Source organism: Ligilactobacillus sp. LYQ135 (assembly GCF_053711055.1).
In genome coordinates this window covers 87,980-109,102 of the sequence record NZ_JBSJYT010000004.1, presented here as the reverse complement: position 1 = coordinate 109,102, position 21,123 = coordinate 87,980, and the positions used below count along the sequence as shown (strand labels likewise).

At 30.8% G+C, this 21,123-nt stretch carries 18 protein-coding genes, 2 pseudogenes and 1 riboswitch; of the genes and pseudogenes, 17 read left to right on the top strand and 3 right to left on the bottom strand.

Annotated elements, in window-relative coordinates:
- The first annotated feature begins 224 nt into the window (after positions 1 to 224).
- From ACWCL1_RS05260 to ACWCL1_RS05245, 4 genes and pseudogenes are all read left to right on the top strand, one after another.
- On the top strand, positions 225 to 656 hold the full coding sequence (locus tag ACWCL1_RS05260; protein ID WP_454545863.1) for a hypothetical protein: 432 nt from the start codon (positions 225 to 227) through the stop codon (positions 654 to 656).
- A gap of 194 nt (positions 657 to 850) precedes the next feature.
- Positions 851 to 1,138, top strand: a pseudogene (locus ACWCL1_RS05255) (hypothetical protein); the annotation flags it as partial.
- Positions 1,139 to 1,922: 784 nt separating this feature from the next.
- Positions 1,923 to 2,126 (top strand): hypothetical protein, encoded by a 204-nt coding sequence (locus ACWCL1_RS05250; RefSeq protein WP_454545862.1) that lies wholly within the window; start codon positions 1,923 to 1,925, stop codon positions 2,124 to 2,126.
- A 73-nt stretch (positions 2,127 to 2,199) separates the two neighbouring features.
- Positions 2,200 to 2,427, top strand: coding sequence for a hypothetical protein (locus ACWCL1_RS05245; protein ID WP_454545861.1), 228 nt, complete (start codon positions 2,200 to 2,202; stop codon positions 2,425 to 2,427).
- A 391-nt stretch (positions 2,428 to 2,818) separates the two neighbouring features.
- Here the strand turns inward: ACWCL1_RS05245 and ACWCL1_RS05240 are convergent, their stop codons facing one another.
- Positions 2,819 to 3,094, bottom strand: a complete 276-nt coding sequence (locus ACWCL1_RS05240) for a hypothetical protein (RefSeq protein WP_454545860.1) — start codon at positions 3,092 to 3,094, stop codon at positions 2,819 to 2,821.
- Position 3,095: 1 nt separating this feature from the next.
- On the bottom strand, positions 3,096 to 3,422 hold the full coding sequence (locus ACWCL1_RS05235) for a hypothetical protein (protein ID WP_454545859.1): 327 nt from the start codon (positions 3,420 to 3,422) through the stop codon (positions 3,096 to 3,098).
- 150 nt (positions 3,423 to 3,572) lie between these two features.
- Between ACWCL1_RS05235 and ACWCL1_RS05230 the strand changes: the two genes are divergently transcribed.
- The 5 genes from ACWCL1_RS05230 (at position 3,573) to ACWCL1_RS05210 (ending at position 10,449) form a co-directional block, all read left to right on the top strand.
- Positions 3,573 to 5,051, top strand: coding sequence for a DUF5677 domain-containing protein (locus tag ACWCL1_RS05230; RefSeq protein WP_454545858.1), 1,479 nt, complete (start codon positions 3,573 to 3,575; stop codon positions 5,049 to 5,051).
- Positions 5,048 to 5,314 (top strand): hypothetical protein, encoded by a 267-nt coding sequence (locus ACWCL1_RS05225; protein ID WP_454545857.1) that lies wholly within the window; start codon positions 5,048 to 5,050, stop codon positions 5,312 to 5,314. The genes ACWCL1_RS05230 and ACWCL1_RS05225 overlap by 4 nt, the downstream gene beginning before the upstream one ends.
- A 135-nt stretch (positions 5,315 to 5,449) precedes the next feature.
- Positions 5,450 to 7,186, top strand: coding sequence for an ABC transporter ATP-binding protein (locus tag ACWCL1_RS05220; RefSeq protein WP_454545856.1), 1,737 nt, complete (start codon positions 5,450 to 5,452; stop codon positions 7,184 to 7,186).
- Positions 7,179 to 9,053 carry an ABC transporter ATP-binding protein gene (locus tag ACWCL1_RS05215; protein ID WP_454545855.1) on the top strand — a complete coding sequence of 625 codons (1,875 nt, stop codon included), beginning with the start codon at positions 7,179 to 7,181 and terminating at the stop codon, positions 9,051 to 9,053. Before ACWCL1_RS05220 ends, ACWCL1_RS05215 begins: the two co-directional genes overlap by 8 nt.
- Positions 9,054 to 9,066: 13 nt before the next feature.
- Positions 9,067 to 10,449 (top strand): class II fumarate hydratase, encoded by a 1,383-nt coding sequence (locus ACWCL1_RS05210; protein WP_454545854.1) that lies wholly within the window; start codon positions 9,067 to 9,069, stop codon positions 10,447 to 10,449.
- A gap of 38 nt (positions 10,450 to 10,487) precedes the next feature.
- Here ACWCL1_RS05210 and ACWCL1_RS05205 read toward each other — a convergent pair whose 3' ends face one another.
- Positions 10,488 to 11,660 (bottom strand): class I SAM-dependent methyltransferase, encoded by a 1,173-nt coding sequence (locus tag ACWCL1_RS05205; RefSeq protein WP_454545853.1) that lies wholly within the window; start codon positions 11,658 to 11,660, stop codon positions 10,488 to 10,490.
- Positions 11,661 to 11,856: 196 nt separating this feature from the next.
- Positions 11,857 to 11,950: riboswitch (SMK box riboswitch) on the top strand.
- On the opposite strand from ACWCL1_RS05205, the gene metK reads away from it, so the two are divergent.
- The 8 genes and pseudogenes from metK to ACWCL1_RS05165 form a co-directional block, all read left to right on the top strand.
- Positions 11,948 to 13,144, top strand: a complete 1,197-nt coding sequence (metK, locus tag ACWCL1_RS05200; RefSeq protein WP_454545852.1) for a methionine adenosyltransferase — start codon at positions 11,948 to 11,950, stop codon at positions 13,142 to 13,144. Its footprint overlaps the riboswitch before it by 3 nt.
- A gap of 167 nt (positions 13,145 to 13,311) precedes the next feature.
- Positions 13,312 to 14,607: a uracil-xanthine permease family protein gene (locus tag ACWCL1_RS05195; RefSeq protein ID WP_454545851.1), complete on the top strand. Its 1,296-nt coding sequence runs from the start codon at positions 13,312 to 13,314 to the stop codon at positions 14,605 to 14,607.
- Between the two features lie 180 nt (positions 14,608 to 14,787).
- Positions 14,788 to 16,068, top strand: coding sequence for an APC family permease (locus ACWCL1_RS05190; RefSeq protein ID WP_454545850.1), 1,281 nt, complete (start codon positions 14,788 to 14,790; stop codon positions 16,066 to 16,068).
- Positions 16,069 to 16,293: 225 nt separating this feature from the next.
- On the top strand, positions 16,294 to 17,520 hold the full coding sequence (locus ACWCL1_RS05185) for a NupC/NupG family nucleoside CNT transporter (RefSeq protein ID WP_454545882.1): 1,227 nt from the start codon (positions 16,294 to 16,296) through the stop codon (positions 17,518 to 17,520).
- A 127-nt stretch (positions 17,521 to 17,647) separates the two neighbouring features.
- A complete protein-coding gene (locus ACWCL1_RS05180; RefSeq protein ID WP_454545849.1) occupies positions 17,648 to 19,021 on the top strand; it encodes a DHA2 family efflux MFS transporter permease subunit in 1,374 nt (457 codons plus the stop codon).
- Positions 19,022 to 19,102: 81 nt separating this feature from the next.
- Positions 19,103 to 19,714 (top strand): NADPH-dependent FMN reductase, encoded by a 612-nt coding sequence (locus ACWCL1_RS05175; RefSeq protein ID WP_454545848.1) that lies wholly within the window; start codon positions 19,103 to 19,105, stop codon positions 19,712 to 19,714.
- Between the two features lie 467 nt (positions 19,715 to 20,181).
- Positions 20,182 to 20,442 carry a hypothetical protein gene (locus tag ACWCL1_RS05170; RefSeq protein ID WP_454545847.1) on the top strand — a complete coding sequence of 87 codons (261 nt, stop codon included), beginning with the start codon at positions 20,182 to 20,184 and terminating at the stop codon, positions 20,440 to 20,442.
- Between the two features lie 223 nt (positions 20,443 to 20,665).
- Positions 20,666 to 21,118, top strand: a pseudogene (locus tag ACWCL1_RS05165) (MFS transporter); the annotation flags it as partial.
- Between the last annotated feature and the right edge of the window lie 5 nt (positions 21,119 to 21,123).

Genomic DNA, 21,123 nt, shown 5'->3' with positions numbered 1-21,123 from the left:
GAAAATAGAAAATTTTCAATTATTTTAAGACTAATTTCATTATTAAAAACTACACAAAACTAATTTTATATAGCTTTGTGTAGTTTTTTTGCAAACTTTTAGCTTTTTGATAAATAACTATTTAACTTTTCTAAAAAAATTAGTGAAAGATTTGTCAGAAAATAGTAATATTGTAAACGAGATATTAAAATTTATAAAAATAATCATTAGAAAAGGGATAATTTATGAAAGAGATTGCAGGAATTACTTTAATTTTAGATATATGTATTTTTATAGTTACTTTACTCGGAACGTTTTTTAAAGACGATGCATTTAATTTTAAAATACTTTTTAATAAATATAAAACAAATACTTGGGTATTTATTCTTACTTCAATTTTTATTTTATTAATCTGTAATTTTAATATTTACTCTGGCTTATTTTACATTGAGTGTCTCGTTGTAGCTTTTATATTAATTTTTATCGCTATTCTTATAGGGAATAAGTTTGATGCTTATTTTAGCAATAGAAAACTAAATGTTTTTACTAAAATTGTGAAATTTTGCATTTATTTATTTTTGATTTTAATAATTGTTTTTGCAGTGCTGATTGTTTTGGAATTCCTATTTCTTTCAATTTTGCTTCTTTGTTCAATGGGAGGGGCTGAAATTTTTTAAGACTCATACTAGATTAGTTACTTATAACTTTACTGATTATTGTTATATATCTCTTTACTATTTGTTATAATTAAATTCGACCCAAGTCACGTCATAGAATTATCAACTAAATTTAAATCAATTATTTAATAATATATGATGGAGGACTTTTTATTGATTTTAATTAAAAGTAGTAACAAGTACATAAAGATAAACTAGTTAAAGAATACCAACAATTAGAGTGGGCGATTTTTGATCTTGAAAAATCACTTACAAGTCAAGATGAAGAAATATTAGCCGAAAAAGAATTGTTACAAAAACAATTAGACTCTATGAAAGAATGTCAAAATATTTTAGCAAAGCGCATTAACAAACTGCAAACTTCAGCTAGTTTTTTTACGTTTATGGCGACTTTACCATTGATGGTGCTACTTATAGCGTATATAAACTACTTGAAAATTGTAGAGTTATTACAAATTATCATAATCCCAAAGGTAAGTTAAAACCTAAAGAATCTTATTGTGTAGTAGATGAATCGAATAATGTTCAAATACTTAGTCCAAAAGAAGGTAAAAAGATGTTTAACATTTAACTTAAGGACTTGTATAATTGAAAAACTGTAACATAAGTTATAGTCTTTTTTATTGATTTTATATTTTTAAATGTGCATTATACTAGATGTAAGGAAATGAGAAGGTGAAACATAAAAAAGAGTCCTTAACCAAGATCGAGAAAATAATGGTTATGCTTTCAATCGTACAAATAATCATTCAACTACTCAGCATGGTTAAAGGCTAAAGAAACTATACCTAGTTTTATCAAATGTTTCACATTTTTCATGACTAGAGAAGAAAAGATTGTAATTTTAACTATTAGGTGATAACATGGCTATTTCAGAAGCTAAAAAAGAGCAAATGAAAAGTGGAAGAATAATAACAAAGACAAACAACGCAAATATCAAGCACAGTCAACTGCCAAAAAATATATTTTAAATTATGCAGATGAAAACGATTTGATTGCGTTAGAGGATTTGATTAAACAAAAAAGGCAAAAATTAAAAGGTTGAGTTCTTCTCAACCTTTTTTGTGTGGTTACCCACAAACCAACCCACATTAAAATAAAAACTAAACGTAATGACAATTATTGTGATGATATAGAAAACTTTGAATACATCTTTATCATATCTTTCTTTAAAGAAAATTAATAAATATCGATTTGCAAGTGTTTATATTACTACTAAAAATCTTTTTATTGTATACTTAAGATGTACTTAAGGAGGGATTGGTTATGAATAAAGACTATAAAGAATTAATTTCTGATTTAACAAAAGATGTTGAAGAAATTAATAAAAAGATCAAAGAATTGGACACTGTTACCGACAAAGTTGATTTACCAGAAGACGAGATGGAATTAATTGATCGTCAAGAAAAAATCATGCAAGACTATGCCGATATTATGATGGAAAGAGTTGAATTATATAAAACAAAATAATTGTTTTATATAATTACTTTAAGGTTGTGATTCAATTTCACAACCTTATTTTATTAATCGGGAAGTGAACAAAATGACAAAAATTGATTGGAAAACATGGGTTATGATTATCATTGCCTGTTTACAATGCTTTATTATGGGATTAAAAGCAGGTGGAGCTATTAGTGTTAGTTGGTGGTGGATTATGCTTCCAACTATCATTGTAGGAATTTATTTATTGTATGTTTTCTTTAAATTAACAGTTTTTACAACTAAAGTTGAGGAAGATAAATTCAAAGAAAATCATGAAAAAAAAGAATAAAAAAATGGAAATAGTCTTGATTGGATAAATTCTTGCATGCTGAATAAAAAGACTATTTCCAAAGGACAACCAATAAACATGTATGAGGTTGTTAAGTTAAGCAAGGAAAATTCCTTACATTCTAATTTTAAATGGCTATATTTTTGTTTTCAACTAGTACTAATATAATTTGCTTTAAAGTAAAAATAACAAAATCACATCTATCTTTTAAGTAGTTATTGGATATAGTAATTAGATTAAATGCGATTTTGTTATTTTAATATTAATGATGATGAATTGTAAGGTTTGAAAGAGGTGATAACCTTACATTTAAATTTTATGATATTAAGCACAAGCTTTCAATTAATTCAGGTTAGATGCAAATATACTTTGTAGCAACTAATTTATCAAATTATTTTTTCATTTTTATACTAGAAAAATACACTTTATGACTCCGCGGAAATTCTCGACTAAAAGCCGTTTTTAATAAGTGTTTAGCATTTGAACTATCTAAATTAATCGTTTCATTATGATACCCACTTTCAATTAATTGAGCGGATGAATCAGTTAATTGAACAATTACTGAGCGGTCTTTTTTAAAAGTATAAAATTGTAATTCTTCAAAATGCCTTTTTTTCAAATTTGAAAGCGCGGTTTTTTGTGCTTGTTTCAATTCTATTAATTTCATTTTATTTTCCACCTAAAAAATGTTCTAATTCATGTGTAAAATCAGCTTTTACAATATTAGTAGTCATGTAACACACCATGACTGTATTTTGGTCACGAATAAAAGCAATTCGAAGAGGCGGCAATTGTGGCGGATTGACCCTACATTCATAACATTTGTGACCTTTAACTTCAATGCGCGTAGCAAGTTTAACTTTAGCAAAATCGGTTTCTAATTGTCGAATTAACTGTTTTTCAATTGATTTCTTGATTACTTTTTCTTGATGTTTATATGTTTTAAAGGTTTTGCGACAACCTTTATTATCATAATTAATTTGATAACTTGCCATGTATATCCTTCCTTTACCAATACTACATTTAATTTTAGCATTTATATATCTATTCCACTATTAATATTGCTTTTAGCTAAATAAGCCTTTTTAATAACAAAATTAATGCAATTCAATTAAAATATTACTTAGAAAATAAGGTGAAACAATATGAACAATTTATTACAACAAATTCGAAAATTAACGACTGAAATTAATCAACAATGGAATCAAATTGATAGTTTAGTCAGTAAAACAATTACTCAAATGAGCTTATTAAATATTGATTTAGTTGAAGATTTTTTCACATTACTTGAAAATAACAAATCCATCGCTGCATGCATTGTTGCACGTCCCGTATATGAACGTAGTGTATTTCTTCAATTTATCTTGCATGATCGCCGTGAAATCAGTTCTAGAGCATTGTTATTTTATCACTCTAGTCGTTTACGCCAGTATTTATGGTTAAATTATATTTTGCGTGATGAAAATACATTTAAAAATTTTCACGCTGAATATAATTTCTTTGAAAAACAAAATCAAAAATTAGCGCAAAAAAATAATCAAACTTTAGCACAGTGGGTTAGTGATCAAATTGAAAAGGAAAAAGAAGCTTTCAACCGCATCGAACATTTAGTTCATTACTGTGATATAAGTATTTTTGATAGGGATGTCAGACGAAAAACTTGGTATCGCTTAGATCCTGAAACTTTTGGTGGTAACTTGAAACTTTCAACACTTTCAGATGTTTCTAAGTATGTTTTAAATGATTCTCAAAATTATTACTATAATTTATTTTATGGAATAGACTCCTTGTTTACCCATGGATACTTAGTACCTGAAATTTTCTTGAAAAAAACTGATGAATTTAAAATTGCACTACTGACACTTCTAATTGAAAATTTAAAAGCGTTATCTCAATATTTAGATTTAACTCAAAATCAACAAAAGCAACTTGCAATGCTTTCATCAAAAATTAGTCGCTTACGGTTTAATCCTGCTCCTATTAACACTCAATTTTTGGAGCAGTCTTTAAATGCTACTAATATTGCTCAGAATTTAAAAAAACAAATTGAAGAAAATTTTGCAAGCTACCATTTTCTAGCTAATAAAAAGCGTAATTATGCTTTATATATTTTATTAAGAACATTAAATGAACAAGTTTTAAGTTGGAAGTGGATGCACTTGAATCATCCTGAGATTCGCATTAAATTATTTGCACTAACCAGTCAAATTCAAGCAATCAATGATTTATATCGCTTTACACCTGATGGATCAACTTTGCAAACAAAATTGTCAGAATTACGGCAAAATAAAAAAGATACTTATGATGAGCTTGCTATTCCATTGATGCGTGAACATACAATCCATAAAGATAAGCAAAAACGTCGCTGGTTTGTATTAGAAAGTGAAGACAAAACCGTACATTCACTTCATCAACTTGAACAGTGTTTATTACCCAATGGAAAGTTTATTTATTTATATGCTAATGGCTTTCTTTCAGTTCACGTTCATGGAATTAATTTAGAACTACCATTTAAATTACATCAACAAGATGTATTTTTACTTTCTGGAACTTCTGATGCAAGTACTTGTCATCATGTAGCTTGTCATTTATGGAAATTATTTACATCGGAGGAACAAAAATGAAAGTTTTAAGTCCTACATCCTTAAAGAATCAACTTGAAAAAACATTTAAGGCACATTCAAATTGCCATGTAATTATTACTAATTTTAAGCATGATCGTCAAATTGATATCATCAAAAATAAAGATGACTATATTTACCATGAAAAAGGATTTCAAAACTTAAGAAAAAAGAATTTAACTAAAGGTAAGTTAATAAATTTAATTCAAAAACAACTTCTAGTTGAATTTGCTAATAGTAAAAAATTACATTATCAATTAAAATAAAATGTCATAAACTTCAAAGACTATGGTAGCATAGTCTTTTTATTTTTAATTCATAATTTTTTCAATAATTCTATGGTTTTGTGATGCATAAAAGAGTAAAATTTTATGTAATATGTTAATGAAAGGAGTTACCAAATGCTTCGTACACTAGCAAAATCTATTCGTGATAATAAAAAATTATCAATTCTAACGCCGATCCTAGTCATTTACGAATCATTAGCCGGTGCATTAATTCCATTTTTAATGGGGGATCTAATTGATAAAGGATTAATGCAAAAAGATCTTCCATACATTTTAAAATTAGGAACTTTTTTAATGATAGTTGCGTTATCAGCAATTATTGCCGGATGTTATGCAAGTTGGTTTGCGGGTAAGGCTGCTGCTGGATTCGCACAAAATTTGCGTCATGATATGTTTTATCATATCCAAGATTTTTCCTTCAAAAATATTGATCAATTTTCAAGTGCTAGTTTAGTAACACGTCTTACTACAGATACTAATAATCTTCAACAAGCATACCAAGGAATGTTAAGAATTGCTGTGCGTGCACCATCTTTACTAATTTTTGCATCCATCATGGCTTTAATTGTCAGTGTCAAAATGTCATTAGTTTTTGTGTTTACAATCCCACTATTAATTATTGGATTAGCCTTGATTATTAAACATGCACGTCCTTTATTTAGAAAAGTTTTTCAAAGGTATGATAAATTAAATCGGGTCATTCGCGAAGATGTACGCGGAATTCGGGTTGTAAAATCATATGTTCGTCAACAACAAGAAATTAATAAATTTGATGAAGCTGCAGCTGGCATTTATGGCGTCTTTTCAAAAGCACAACAAACAATGGCTTTAAATATGCCACTTGTGCAACTAACTGTCAACTTTACGATGTTACTTTTGTGTTGGTTTGGTGCTAAATTAATTGTCGGAAATCAATTAAAAGCTGGTCAATTAATCAGTATGTTTTCATACACTATGCAAATTTTAATGAGTTTAAACATGCTTTCGATGATTTTTAATCAATTATCTATGGCTCAAGCATCCGCTGAACGCGTTTCAAAAGTATTAAATGCTAAAAGTTCAATCATTTCTCCAACTAATGGATTGACTGCTGTAAAAAATGGGGATATTGATTTCGATCACGTTAACTTTAGTTATCTTCAAGATGAAGAGGCATTACAATTGACTGATATTGATTTACATATAAAAAGTGGTGAAGTCGTTGGAATCATTGGTAAAACAGGATCTGGTAAATCAACACTAGTTTCATTAATTCCACGCTTATATGACGCATTAAATGGAAAAGTCTGTGTTGGTGGACAAAACGTTAAAAAATATGATTTAAAAGTTTTACGCGATAATGTCTCAGTCGTCTTACAAAATAATGTTTTGTTTTCTGGAACTGTTAAAGACAATTTAAAATGGGGAAATCCTAACGCTACTGATGCTCAAATTGTTCAAGCATGTAAGCGGGCACAAGCAGATGAGTTTATTAAAAGTTTACCTGAGGGCTATGATACTGAAATTGAACAAAATGGAACGAATGTATCTGGAGGACAAATGCAACGCTTATGCATTGCACGCGCACTTTTAAAAAATCCCAAAATTTTAATCTTAGATGATTCAACCAGTGCAATCGATACTAATACAGATGCTCAAATTCAAAAAACATTTAAAGAAGAATTGCCACATATAACCAAAATTATTATTAGTCAGCGAATTTCTTCAATTTCATCAGCTGACAAAATTATTGTATTAGATCATGGCAAAATTATTGGTTGTGGAACCCACCAAGAGTTATTAAAAAATAACTCTTTATATCATGATATTTATGAATCTCAAAATTATGAAGGAAGTGAAGAGCATGCCTAAAAATAGTTCATCCCAAAGAACATTGTCAGCCAATATGCCAACTTTAAAACGGCTTTTAAAATTAATCTTTACTTCTCATCCAATTATCATTTTGATTTCTTTTTTAGGAATCATTTTAAATGCTATTTCTGGTGTAATTGGTTCACTTTTTATTCAAAAACTTTTTGATGATTATATTACGCCACTTGTAAAAAGTAATAATCCTAACTTTATTCACTTAATTCACGCAATTTTTGTGATGGGCGGAATTTACTTATTAGGCGTTATTGGTGCATTTGTTTATACACAATTAATGGCTATTTTGGCGCAAAAAATTCAATTAAATTTGCGCAAACAAATGTTTAACCATATGCAAACATTGCCAATTAGTTATTTTGATGAAAATAATTTTGGAGATATCATGAGTCGTTATACTAATGATATTGATGCATTATTACAAATGATTATGCAAAGTTTTCCTCAATTTGTAAGTGCAATCTTTAGTATTACATTTGTAACTGCTGGAATGCTTTATTTAAGTCCTTTTTTAACAATTTTTTCATTAATTATTTTTGGAATTAGTATTGTCTTTATTAAGTTTTTAAGTAAACGTAGTTCTCATTATTTCAATGCTCAACAAAAATCAATTGGAGCCTTAGATGCACAAATTGAAGAAGTGTTAAACGGACAAAAAGTAGTTAAAGTTTTTTCTCATGAAAAAGAAGTTGAGCAACAATTTGATGATTTAAATCAAACATGGGCAAATGCTTCTGGAAAGGCAAATGGTTATGCAACAATGCTTTTTCCTTTCATGGGTAATTTAGGAACCATTTTATATGTATTAATCGCCATTATTGGTGGTTTTGTAACGATTAAACATTTGGCGCCACTAACTTTAGGAACAATTGCTGCATTTTTACAGTTAAGTCGTTCTTTTAGTCGGCCAATCGCGCAAATTTCCCAACAATTAAATAATATTATTTTGGCACTTGCAGGCAGCAAACGTATTTTTGAACTTTTAGATGCCCAACCAGAAACTGATGAGGGATCAATTTCACTAGTTCGAGTTAAAACTATTGATAATAAATTAATAGAAACTAATGATCAGTATTATGATCATTGGGCATGGAAAAAACATGATCAATATATTCCTTTAAAAGGTAAAATCAAATTTAAGCATGTTGATTTTGGCTATAATAAAAATCAATTGATTTTGCATGATGTTAATTTAAAAGCAAATCCTGGACAAAAGGTTGCTTTAGTTGGACCTACAGGAGCAGGCAAAACAACTATTACTAGCATGCTTAATCGTTTTTATGACATTGATCATGGAGAAATCACTTATGATGGAATTGATATTAACCAAATTAAGAAAAATGATTTGCGCCGTTCATTAGGGATTGTTTTACAGCAAACTAATTTATTTTCGGGGACAATTATGGAAAATATTAGGTATGGACGTTTAGATGCTACTGATGAAGAAGTTATTGCTGCTGCTAAATTAGCTAATGCAGATTCATTTATTCAATCTTTGCCAAATGGATACCAAACAGTTATTACTGGTGATGGTTCGGATTTATCTCAAGGACAAAAGCAAATGCTTTCCATTTCAAGAGCTGCTTTAGCAGATCCACCAGTAATGATCTTAGACGAAGCAACGTCAAGTATTGATACTCAAACAGAACGTAGGGTTCAAAATGCAATGGATAACTTGATGAAAGGGCGTACTAGTTTTGTAATCGCTCACCGTTTATCTACAATTTTCAATTCAGATCTGATCGTTGTAGTAGAAGATGGAAAAATTATTGAAAAGGGTAATCACCAAGAGTTGATTAAACAAAAGGGAAAATATTATCAACTTTATACTGGTGTTTTAACCCTTGAATAAGGAGGAGATTTTTATGCAAAATTATCGAATTGAATCAGATACATTGGGAGAAGTTAAAATTCCTGCAGATGCTTTGTGGGGACCCCAAACTGAAAGAAGTCGCCATAATTTTTCTACCGGAGAATTAATGCCCCTTCCAGTAATTAAGGCAATGCTTAATATAAAAAAAGCTGCAGCTTTAGCAAACTTTGAATTAAATAATTTAGAAAAAAATAAAGCTGACTTAATTGTTGCAGCGGTTGATTTACTTTTAGCATTACCTGATTCAAAATTACGTGCGGCTTTTCCATTACATATTTATCAAACTGGTTCTGGAACTCAAACTAATATGAATGTAAATGAAGTAATCACAAATCAGGCTAAACAATTAGATTCAACTATTAAGATTTTACCTAATGATGATGTTAATCGTAGTCAAAGTTCTAATGACACATTTCCAACCGCGATGAATATTACTAGTTTTCTTGCTATCAAAAAACTAGAAAAAGAAGTTCAACATTTAATTGACCTCTTAAATGAAAAAAAAGCGCAATATTGGAAAATTGTCAAAATCGGTCGAACTCACTTACAAGATGCAACTCCACTAACATTTGGCCAAGAAATTGGCGGGTGGAGTAGTACGCTAGAACACGACTTACAATATCTCCAAGAATTGACGGGAACATTAACTGAGTTAGCAATTGGAGGAACTGCGGTTGGAACTGGCTTAAATGCTCCTAAAGATTTTGCATTTAAAGTAACGAAACACCTTAATCAAATTTACAGCGAATCTTTTACAAGTCGTTCAAATAAATTTTATGGTTTGACTTCACATTCTGGAATTAATGTTGTTCACGGCGCATTAAAAACACTTGCAAGTGATTTATTAAAAATTGCAAATGATGTGCGTTTTCTCGCAAGCGGTCCAAGAGCAGGGTATAACGAACTAAATATTCCTGCCAATGAACCCGGATCGTCTATCATGCCAGGAAAAGTTAATCCTACTCAAGCAGAAGCACTTACCATGGCTGCAGTTAAAGTAATGGGAAATGATACTACCATTACGATTGCAAGTTCACAAGGAAATTTTGAAATGAATGTATATAAACCTGTAATCATTGCTTCATTTTTAGAATCAGTTGAACTGCTTATTGGGACTATTCAAGGATTTTCCGATAAAATGATTAAAGGATTAACAATTAATCAAAAACGAATGCAACAATTAGTTGATCAATCCTTAATGACAGTAACATCTTTGTCACCTCATATTGGATATCATGCTAGTGCTGAAATTGCTCAACTAGCAGAACATGAAAATCTCACTTTAAAAGAAGCAGCATTAAAATCGGGTAAGGTATCTGAAAAACAATTTGATCAATGGGTTAATCCTTTAAAAATGACTAATATTGAAAATTAAAAAATGAGACTGTAGCTTACTTACTACAGTCTCATTTTTTAATTCATATATTCACGCGTCATTGGCATATTAATTTCACTTGGACCATTTGTTAATTGATACTGAATAACATCAATATTGCCTTCTTCAAAAGATGCCGCACATGCTTGTAGGTATAAATCCCACATACGAGCAAACCGTTCACCCATCATTTGAGTAATTTTTGCACGATGTTCATTGAAATTCTTATCCCAAATTTCAAGAGTCTTTTGATAGTGACGGCGTAAGCTTTCTAAATCGGCCACCTGTAATTTAGCATCAACAATATCACTGATATTTTCAACTAATCCTGGAATATAGCCACCTGGGAAAATATATTTGTCAAGCCAAGCGTTAGAAGCGCCACCTTGTTGTCTTGTAATCCCATGAATCAAGGCAGTTCCATTAGGTTTTAAGTACTTTTGAATAATTTTAAAGTACTTTGGTAATTCAGCATGACCAACATGTTCAAACATTCCTACACTTGTAATGTAATCAAATGGTTCATGTTTTAATTCACGATAATCTTCTAAAATTACTTCAGCTTGACCAACTAAACCGAGTTCTTTAATTTGTTGATTTACATATTCATATTGTTCTTCACTTAAAGTAATTCCTGTAACCTTAACACCATATTCTTTAGCTGCTGTTAACATTAAGGTTCCCCAGCCACATCCAATATCTAATAATGACTTTCCTGGTTTAGGATCAAGTTTTTTCAAAATATGATGAACCTTATTCATTTGAGCTTGTTCTAAAGTATCATTTGGATTTTCAAAGTAAGCACATGAATAGGTCATCGTTTTATCTAACCAAATTTTATAAAAATCATTCCCAATATCATAGTGACTTTGAATATCTTCTTTATTTTTACTTTCAGAATGATTTTGATGCGGATGATATTTAAGAAGTTTAGTGCTCCGTAAGAAACTTCCTTCAGAACGGTATGCAGATGCGATTACTTTTTGAATCGATCCTTGGATATCAATAATACCGTCCATATATGCTTCCCCTAAAGCAACTGATGGACTTTTAATAATTTTTTTGATCGGAATGTCATCATGAAAGGTAATTTCAACATCTGGAAGGCCTTCACCGCCATATTGTTTCGATGTTCCATCTGCATAGTTAACTTTTACTGGAAAATCGAACGAATGCTTCAAAATTTTCTTAAAAAGCATATTATCTAACATATAAAACGCCCCCGATGAGTTTAATAAAAAAGTTAATTATGTATAATAAAAAAGTAATGAATTCAATTCAAATTTTTTAATATAATAATTATTGTTCATTCTAACACTTCTGCCAAATCATGACAATTATATTTATTTTTGGGAATACTCTTTGCATTTTTAGAATTTTCAAGCTAAAATAGCAAGAGTACCAGTAAATAGTTACAATAATTCATTCCCGATAGGATTCACAATTGTGAAGATGCCTTGTAACCATTTAAATAAAATTTCAAATGGGGGACGTTTATATGTCAGAAAAATATTTATTTACTTCAGAATCTGTATCTGAAGGTCATCCAGATAAAGTTGCAGATCAAATTAGTGATGCAATTTTAGATGCTGTTTTAAAACAAGATCCGCAAGCTAGAGTAGCTTGTGAAACAACTGTTACGACTGGATTAGTAATGGTTGTTGGTGAAATGTCAACATCGGCATATGTTGATATTCAAAAAATTGTGCGCCAAACGATAAATGAAATCGGCTATGTCAATGGTAAATTCGGCTTTGATGGCGATTCATGTGCTGTTTTGACTGCAATTGATGAACAATCACCTGATATTGCTCAAGGTGTTGATGAATCAATCGAACGCCGCGAAGGTGATCATGATTCACTTGATGAAATTGGTGCTGGTGATCAAGGAATGATGTTTGGTTATGCAATTAACGAAACACCAGAACTAATGCCAATGCCAATTATGCTAAGTCACAAACTTATGCGTAAATTAACTGAATTACGTAAAAATAAAACGTTAGATTATTTAGGACCTGACGCTAAAGCTCAAGTCACAGTTGAATATAGCAATCAACATAAACCTCAACGTGTAGATACGATTGTGTTATCAACTCAGCATCTTGCAGATGTAGATTTAAAGCAAATTCGTCGAGATGTTATTGAAAAAGTTATTAAACCTGTCATCCCAGCAGATTTGCTTGATGATCAAACTAAAATTTTTGTAAATCCAACTGGTCGTTTTGTAATCGGTGGACCACACGGTGATTCTGGCTTAACCGGACGTAAAGTTATTGTAGATACTTATGGTGGAGCTGCTCATCATGGTGGCGGCGCTTTTTCTGGAAAAGATGCCACTAAAGTGGATCGTTCTGCTAGTTATGCAGCACGTTATATTGCTAAAAACATCGTAGCGGCTAACTTAGCTACTGAAGCTGAAGTTCAAATTGCATATGCAATTGGAGTGGCACGACCTGTTTCAATTTCCGTAAATACATTTGGAACAGGAAAAGTTAGTGAAGCTAAACTTGCTCAAGCAATTCGTCAAGTCTTTGATTTGCGCCCAGCAGGAATCATTAAAATGTTAGATTTACGTCGACCAATTTATAAACAAACTGCTGCATATGGCGCTTTTGGGCGAGATGATTTAAATCTTCCATGGGAAAAAACAGATAAAGTTGACGCATTAAAAGAAGCAGTCAACGCTTTAGACTAATTGACAAATAAATTTTTATATAGTAAACTACTGTTCAGTTAAAGTTCTTTTAATTTGGTCCTGTGAGGCCTCAAAAGACATGTACGGTATAAGAAATATATATGTGCAAAATAGCTTTTGGGTATCATAGGATACTTAAAAGCTATTTTTTGTTAGGAGGAAATCGCATGTCACATAAAAAACGTGATGTTGTGTTAGATGTTAATGAACGTCCGACTCCAGGTAAATGGTTAGGATTATCAATTCAACATATGTTTTCAATGTTTGGATCAACTGTTTTGGTCCCAATTTTAGTCGGATTAAATCCAGGAATTGCTTTATTTAGTTCTGGTATAGGTACGTTAATGTACATATTAATCACTAAAGGTAAAATTCCTGCATATATGGGGTCAAGTTTCTCATTTATTGTACCAATGATGGCTTTAATGAAAACAGTGGGATATCCTGGAATTGCTCAAGGTACAATCGCTGTTGGTCTTGTTTATTTAGTTGTTTCACTCATTGTAAGTTGGATTGGTTCAGATTGGATCGATCGGATTTTACCACCGATTGTAGTTGGACCAATTATTATGGTAATTGGTTTATCATTGGCTGGAACAGCGGCAACCGATGCAACAATTAACTCAGCAACTGGAAAATATGACTTAAAATTCTTCTTAGTTGCATTATTAACCTTGATGATCACTATTTTCTTCAACATGTATCTTAAAGGATTTATGGGATTAATTCCTATCTTATTAGGCATTGTTTTTGGTTATGGGGTTGCTTGTATGTTTGGATTAGTTGATTTTACACCAATTATCAAAGCTCCATGGTTTAGTTTACCAGACTTTGAAATTCCATTTATTAGTTATAAACCGCATTTATATTGGGGTGCGATCTTAAGCATGGCTCCAATTGCATTTGTTACAATGACCGAACATATGGGACATATTATGGTATTAAATGAACTTACAGATCGTAATTTCTTTAAAGATCCTGGATTAAATCATACCTTAGCAGGAGATGGAACTGCGTCTATCATTGCTGGGTTTGTAGGTGGTCCGCCAGTAACAAGTTATGGCGAAAACATTGGTGTATTAGCAATTACCAAAGTTCATAGTGTGTATGTGCTTGGGGGAGCGGCTTTATTTGCAATTTTATTTAGTTTTGTTGGTAAATTAAGTGCATTAATCGAATCAATTCCTAAACCTGTAATTGGCGGAATCTCGTTCTTACTTTTTGGTGTAATTGCATCAAATGGATTAAAGGTTTTAATTGACAATAAAGTTAATTTTGAAAAGAAACGTAACTTAATGATTGCGTCAACAATTCTTGTAATTGGAATTGGAAATGCTTATCTAAAACTTGGACAATATGAATTTTCTGGATTAGCAGTTGCTTCTGTCATTGGAATTATTCTTAATTTAATTCTTCCAGAACATGCTAATAGTGAAAAAGAACTTCAAGAGAAAAAAAAATAACAATATAACCGTCAAAGTTTATTTTTAAACTTGACGGTTATTTTATCAAAAAACCATTCATAACATTTACTTATATATCCTAAAGATATTGTAATATATTTATTTTTCTTATAAAATGTAAGTAACCTTTTGATGACACTCTCTCCTTAGCGCGAAAAAGATGGAGAGAAGGGATTTTTTATGAAAACCACCCATGAAAAAATGGGATACACTAGTATTATTTTATTTGGAATAAACGCAATTATTGGTTCTGGGATTTTTCTTTTGCCTAACCAAGTTTATTCTATTGTAGGCACATCTAGTATTTTTATCTTTATATTTGATGCGCTTGTTGTACTCGCTATAGCCTTATGCTTTGCAGAAGCAGCTACACTTTTCAAAAAGGATGGTGGACCATTCTTATATGCCCAAGCCGCTTTTGGAGACTTTTGGGGATTTGAAGTCGGCTTTGTAAAATGGATCGCTAATATGATTGCATGGGCAGTCATGTCAAATGGACTTGCAACTACTCTTGGAACTATATTTCCTGCACTCAAATCACATTTATCGCAACAATTGATTTTAATTGTCTTAATTACTGGATTAACTCTTGTTAATTTAGCCGGAGTTAACTCACTAACTTGGTTAAATAACATCTCTACAGTTTCAAAATTAGTCCCACTAATTTTATTTGTAGTAATTGGGATTTTCTTTATTCAAGGTCAAAATTATGTTCCAGTGATTTCACCCAAGTTAAATTTCAATAGTTTTGGTTCTGCTAGCCTTGTAATTTTTTACGCATTTGCAGGATTTGAGTCTTTTGCTGTTCCAGCTGAAGATATGGAAGATCCGGAAAAGACACTGCCACGTGCTATTATTATTGTAATGATTATCGTGCCATTATTCTACTTACTTCTTCAAATTGTTTCAATTGGAATTTTAGACAAAAACTTAGGTAGCTTCGATACTCCCATTCAAACAGCAATGCAACAAATTATGGGACAAAAAGGGTATATTCTAGTTGTGATTGGTGAAATCATTTCAATCACTGGAATTAGCACCGCTTTATCATTTTATACTCCTCGTTCTGCCGTTATCTTAGCAGAATACCAAATGTTGCCTAAATTTATGAATAATCGTGATAAAAAAGGTACTCCATACTGGTCAATTATTATTAGTGGCATTATTACTCTTGTAATTGCATTATCTGGTACATTTAAAACTTTAGTAGTAATTGTAGTTGTTTCTAAATTCGCTCAATATATTCCAACCATTTTATCAATTCCCGTTTTACGGAAGAAATATCCTAATCGGAAAAATTCTTTTAAAATTCCAGGTGGATTAATTGTGCCTGCATTTGCTTTAATTACAAGTATTTGGCTGCTATTTCATGCAAGTGCACGTGAGTTAATCTGGGGATTAGGCGGATATTTAATTGCAATCCCGTTTTACTTTATTGCCAAATCCAAAATTAAAGCTTAATTAAATTTCTAATGATCGTCTTTTTGAGATTGGTGCTTACCATTCATCTTAAAAAGACGATTATTTAGATCAAATGAACGGTATATACCAAACATTATTTATTCAAACCACCAAAAACGTTAACAAAATTTCCTTGCAAAATTTCTTTGCATTGAGTAAAATAGTGTTAGTTAATCAATTGATATAATTTCATTTTTATATTAAAAAAGTAGAGGAGGAGTCGTTCTGTATCTCGCAATTAATATAGTTGGGTTAGTTACGTTCTTACTAATTGGTTGGCTATTTTCAAAGGATCGTAAAAACATCAACTGGAAAGCAATTATTATTATGGTAGTCTTCAACTTATTGATGGCTGTATTTTTCACTAAAGTCCCATTTGGGCGTGATATTATCAAAGGACTAGCAACTGGTTTTGATGAATTAGTTCAGGTTGCTTATAAAGGAATTGCATTCTGTATTCCAAGTATGGTTAATGTTAAGAACATGGATTTCTTCGTAAGTGCTTTATTGCCAATTCTTTTAATTGTTCCTTTATTTGATATCTTGACATATATTGGAGTTTTACCATTTATCATTAAATGGATTGGTAAAATTTTATCATTCATTACGCGGCAACCTAAATTTGAATCATTTTTTGCTGTTGAAATGATGTTCTTAGGAAACACTGAAGCTTTAGCTGTTTCAACACTTCAATTAAAGCAAATGAGTGCAGCTCGCAATGTTACTTTAGCAATGATGTCAATGAGTTGTGTTACGGCTTCAATTTTAGGTTCATATATGCAAATGATGCCTGCTCAATATATTTTAACAGCTGTTCCAATTAACGTGATCAATGCATTAATTGTTACATCAATGTTAAATCCTGTGAATGTTCCTGAAGAAGAAGATACAATTGCTACAATGAATGGTTCAGCAGCTAAAGAATTAGGTGACATTGAAGCTGATGGCAAAAAAGAACCTTTCTTCTCATTCTTAGGTGATTCAATCTTAGGAGCAGGGCGCTTAGTATTAATTATTGCTGCTAACGTTATTACTTTCGTTGCTTTAGCGGCATTAATTGACAAAATTTTAGCTAGCGTTCATTTATGGTCAATGGAAAAGATCTTAGGCTTCATCATGTATCCTTTTGCATGGTTACTAGGAATGAATCCACATGATGCTTTACAATTAGGCCAATACATGGGAACAAAATTAATTACAAATGAATTTGTTGTTATGGGTAAAGTAGCACCAATCATTCATTCTTTTGCCCCACACTTTAAAGCAGTATTGACAGTTTTTTTAACATCATTTGCAAATCTTTCAACAATCGGAATGATCATTGGATGTTTCAAAGGAATTGTTAACAAAGAAAAGAATGATGCTATTTCAAAAAATGTAGGTTACATGTTACTTTCAGGGATTTTAGTATCACTTCTTTCAGCTGCAATGGTTGGCTTGTTCGTTTGGTAAAACCTTATTTTAATAACATTAAATTTTTAAGAGGCTGCGACTTATGTCATAACCTCTTGTTTTTTTTTTCTATAAATTGCTATAATACATAATTATGTGAAAAATTAAATTAGAAAGGGAGATTTACTTGAATAAAAAAACAATTGGCTCAATTTTAGCAACTGGAATTTTATCCTTTGCTGGAATTGTAATTGAAACCGCAATGAATGTGGCTTTCCCAACTTTAATGCGCGAATTCAATGTTTCAGTTGCATTAGTTCAATGGCTGACAACTGGTTATTTGCTTGTTTTAGCATTAATCATCCCAACATCATCATTCTTAAAAAGAAGATTCAAGACTCCTACATTATTTATAACTTCCAATCTATTATTTATTGCAGGAACGCTTTGTTCAATGTTTGCTCCTAGTTTTGGAATAATTTTATTAGGAAGAATTATTCAAGGATTAGGAACTGGAATCGCGTTACCATTGATGTTTAATATTATCGTTGAACGTGTTCATCCTTCAAAAATCGGAACAGTGATGGGCTTTGCTAATTTAATTATTGCCTTTGCACCTGCTGTAGGTCCTACAATGGGGGGATATATCGTTAAAACATTTGGCTGGCGTGTTATTTTTCTCGTCTTACTTCCATTATTAATTATTTCATTAATAATTGGTTGGAAGTCAATCGAACAAATTTCTGAACTTGAAAAATTAAAATTTAACTGGTTAAGTTGGTTTACTTTAGCAATTGCATTTAGTTGTTTAATTTTTGCAACTAATGACGCTTCTAGTTTTGGCTGGTTAAGTTTCCACGTATTATCATTACTTGTAATTAGTATAATTGCATTAGTTGCATTTTATTTTCATTCGAAAAAAAGTCAACACCCACTTATTCGCATTAACGTTTTTTCAAATTGGCGCTTTGATTTAAGTACAGTAGCATTAATGATTTCTCAATTTAGTATTTTAGGAGTCAGTTTATTAATTCCTAACTTTGCTCAACTTGTTCTTCATCAAAATGCATTTATAGCTGGTTTCTTACTTTTACCTGGAACTGCTCTAGGAATTATTATGTCTTTAGTTGGCGGAAAGACTTTTGATTATTTAGGTCCACAAAAACCAATTATGTTTGGCTTTAGTGCTTACGCAATTGCAATGCTTTTATTTAGTATTTTTCTTCCCCAAATTACAACTGGTTTAATTATTATTTTCTTTATAATTGCTGTAACAGGACAAGCGTTTAGTTCTGGAAATACATTAACAAATGGATTAAGACAACTTCCGCAAAACTTAAATACTGATGGAAATGCAGTCTTAAATACCGTACAACAACTTGCTGGTGCATTGGGAACTTCTATCGTTGCTACAGTAGTTGCAAGTGCTCAACAAACTGTTTCAAACTCTATTTCAGGAACTTTGTTAGGATCACGTAATGCATTTATTTTACTTTTTGGATTACAAATTGTTGCTTTAATCTTAAATCTTTTTATCTTTAGTAAAAAGAAGGATAATTAATTTTAACTGAAAACTAGTATTTTTTAGTTTTTGCATATTAATGCTATACTTGTCTTGATATCTGTAACAGGAGATGATTTTATGATTACAGTTAATGTAATTTTGGGAAGTACTCGAGAAATTTCAATTGGAAAGCGTTTGTTTAAATATCTTGAAAAAATGATCGCACCGGTTGTATCTGAAAAAGAAGAAATTAATTTTAAATTTATTACTTTAGATCAATACAACTTGCCATTTTTCTATGAAGACATTCCACCTGTCAATAACTCTAAAAGAAATTTAAATCCAAATGAACAACAATGGGTTAATGATATGAAAAATGCCGATGGCTATCTTTTCCTTACTCCAGAATATAATCATGGAATTCCAGCAGTTTTAAAAAATGCCATTGATTTTTTGGCACTTGAAGCTTCAGGAAAGCCAGCAAAAATCATTAGTTATGCTGATAGTATGCGTGCTGGTCAAATTGCTGCTGAAAGTTTAAAACCAATTTTACAACGATTAAATATTTTCACTTTACCAATGGTTACATCGGTTGGTAAAGTAACCACTAATTTCACTCCCAATGGATTTCTTGCGGAAGACGCTCCATCTGGGGCTTATTATCAAAAGAAGTTACTAGAAACACTTCATGAAATTGGCTTTTATAGTAAGTTATTTGCTGAAAATCCATATTTTCCATTTAATGATTAAAATCTAAAAAAGAAGTTGCAAACAGCAACTTCTTTTTTACTATCTTATTACTCTCAAGTCATAATAATATATTTAACTGGATAATCGTTTTAAAATAATGATGAATTTTATGTGAGGGTGATTAGTAATGAAAGTTTCAAAACAAAATTCTTTAGCAGTCACTTGTGGCAGTTGTTTAGGATTTATTGGAACATCTCTAGTGGTAACTTTTCCCACGTTAATTAAAGAGTTTCAACTGCCATTAACTATTATTCAATGACTTTGTCTGGATACTATTTAACTGCAACAATCATTATATGAGTACAACTGCATATATTATGAGCCATATTTCGCTTAAAAACATTTTTATGGTCTGCAAATCTGTTTATTATTGGATGTACAATTAGTAGCAGTGTACCGAATTTTATCATCCTTCTTTTGGGTTGCTTATTAAATGCAATTGCAACGAGGGGCTAGCAACGCCTTTAATGTATCAAATTGTTTTCTTCTTAATTCCTAAATCACAATTTGATAAATACAAGGAAATAGTTACAATAATTAAATCATTTGTCCCAACATATGGTGGAATTTTAACTTATTCGCTATCATGGCGCTTTATTTTTATTGGTGCCTTAATCTTATTAATAATAGTTTTAGCGCTTGGAATTAAAGTTATTCCTAATAATCGACCAACTTACTTACATCATAATTTTAATTATTGGAGTTTTATTTTTTTAGTAGTTTTTTAATTCTATTTAGTTTATTCATTAATAAGGTTGAAACTAGTCATCATCATGATAATTTACTAATCACTTTAATCATAACTGCAATACCTAGTTTTATTTTCTTTGTTATTATTCAAAGCTTATCTAGATTTTACAATCTTAAAAAAGCCAATTATTGCGATTCGTGGTATTAGTTTCTTTTGTCTTCAATTTATGAATTTAAGTTTAGCATTTATTTGCAGAAGAAGTTTTGCATTTCAACTCATTAATTGCATGCTTACTGTTACTTCCTGGAGCAGTAATTGGGGTACTGTTATCTCCATTTGCTGGCAAAGTTTATGATCAAAAGGGAGCATTTTTCACCTTAATGATCTTTTCTTTATTTTTAAGTGCCGGAGTAATTTTGTTTAATGTTTTTAAAGCCCTTAATATTATTTCAATTGTATGGATTTATACTGTCTTTAGGTTAGGGTATAACCTTGGATTTGGTAATATCATGGCAGATGTTGGACAATATGTAACTAATCAACAACATTCATCCTTAAGTTCATTATTCAATACATTTCAACAATATTCTGGAACGATTGGAACAAATTTAATGGCTACAATTATTGCATTATTTGAAAGAATCAATCGCTTTACTCAAAGGTGGAAAATTAGGCATGTTTTTGCTAATATTAGTTTCTGTAATTATTATTAGCATTA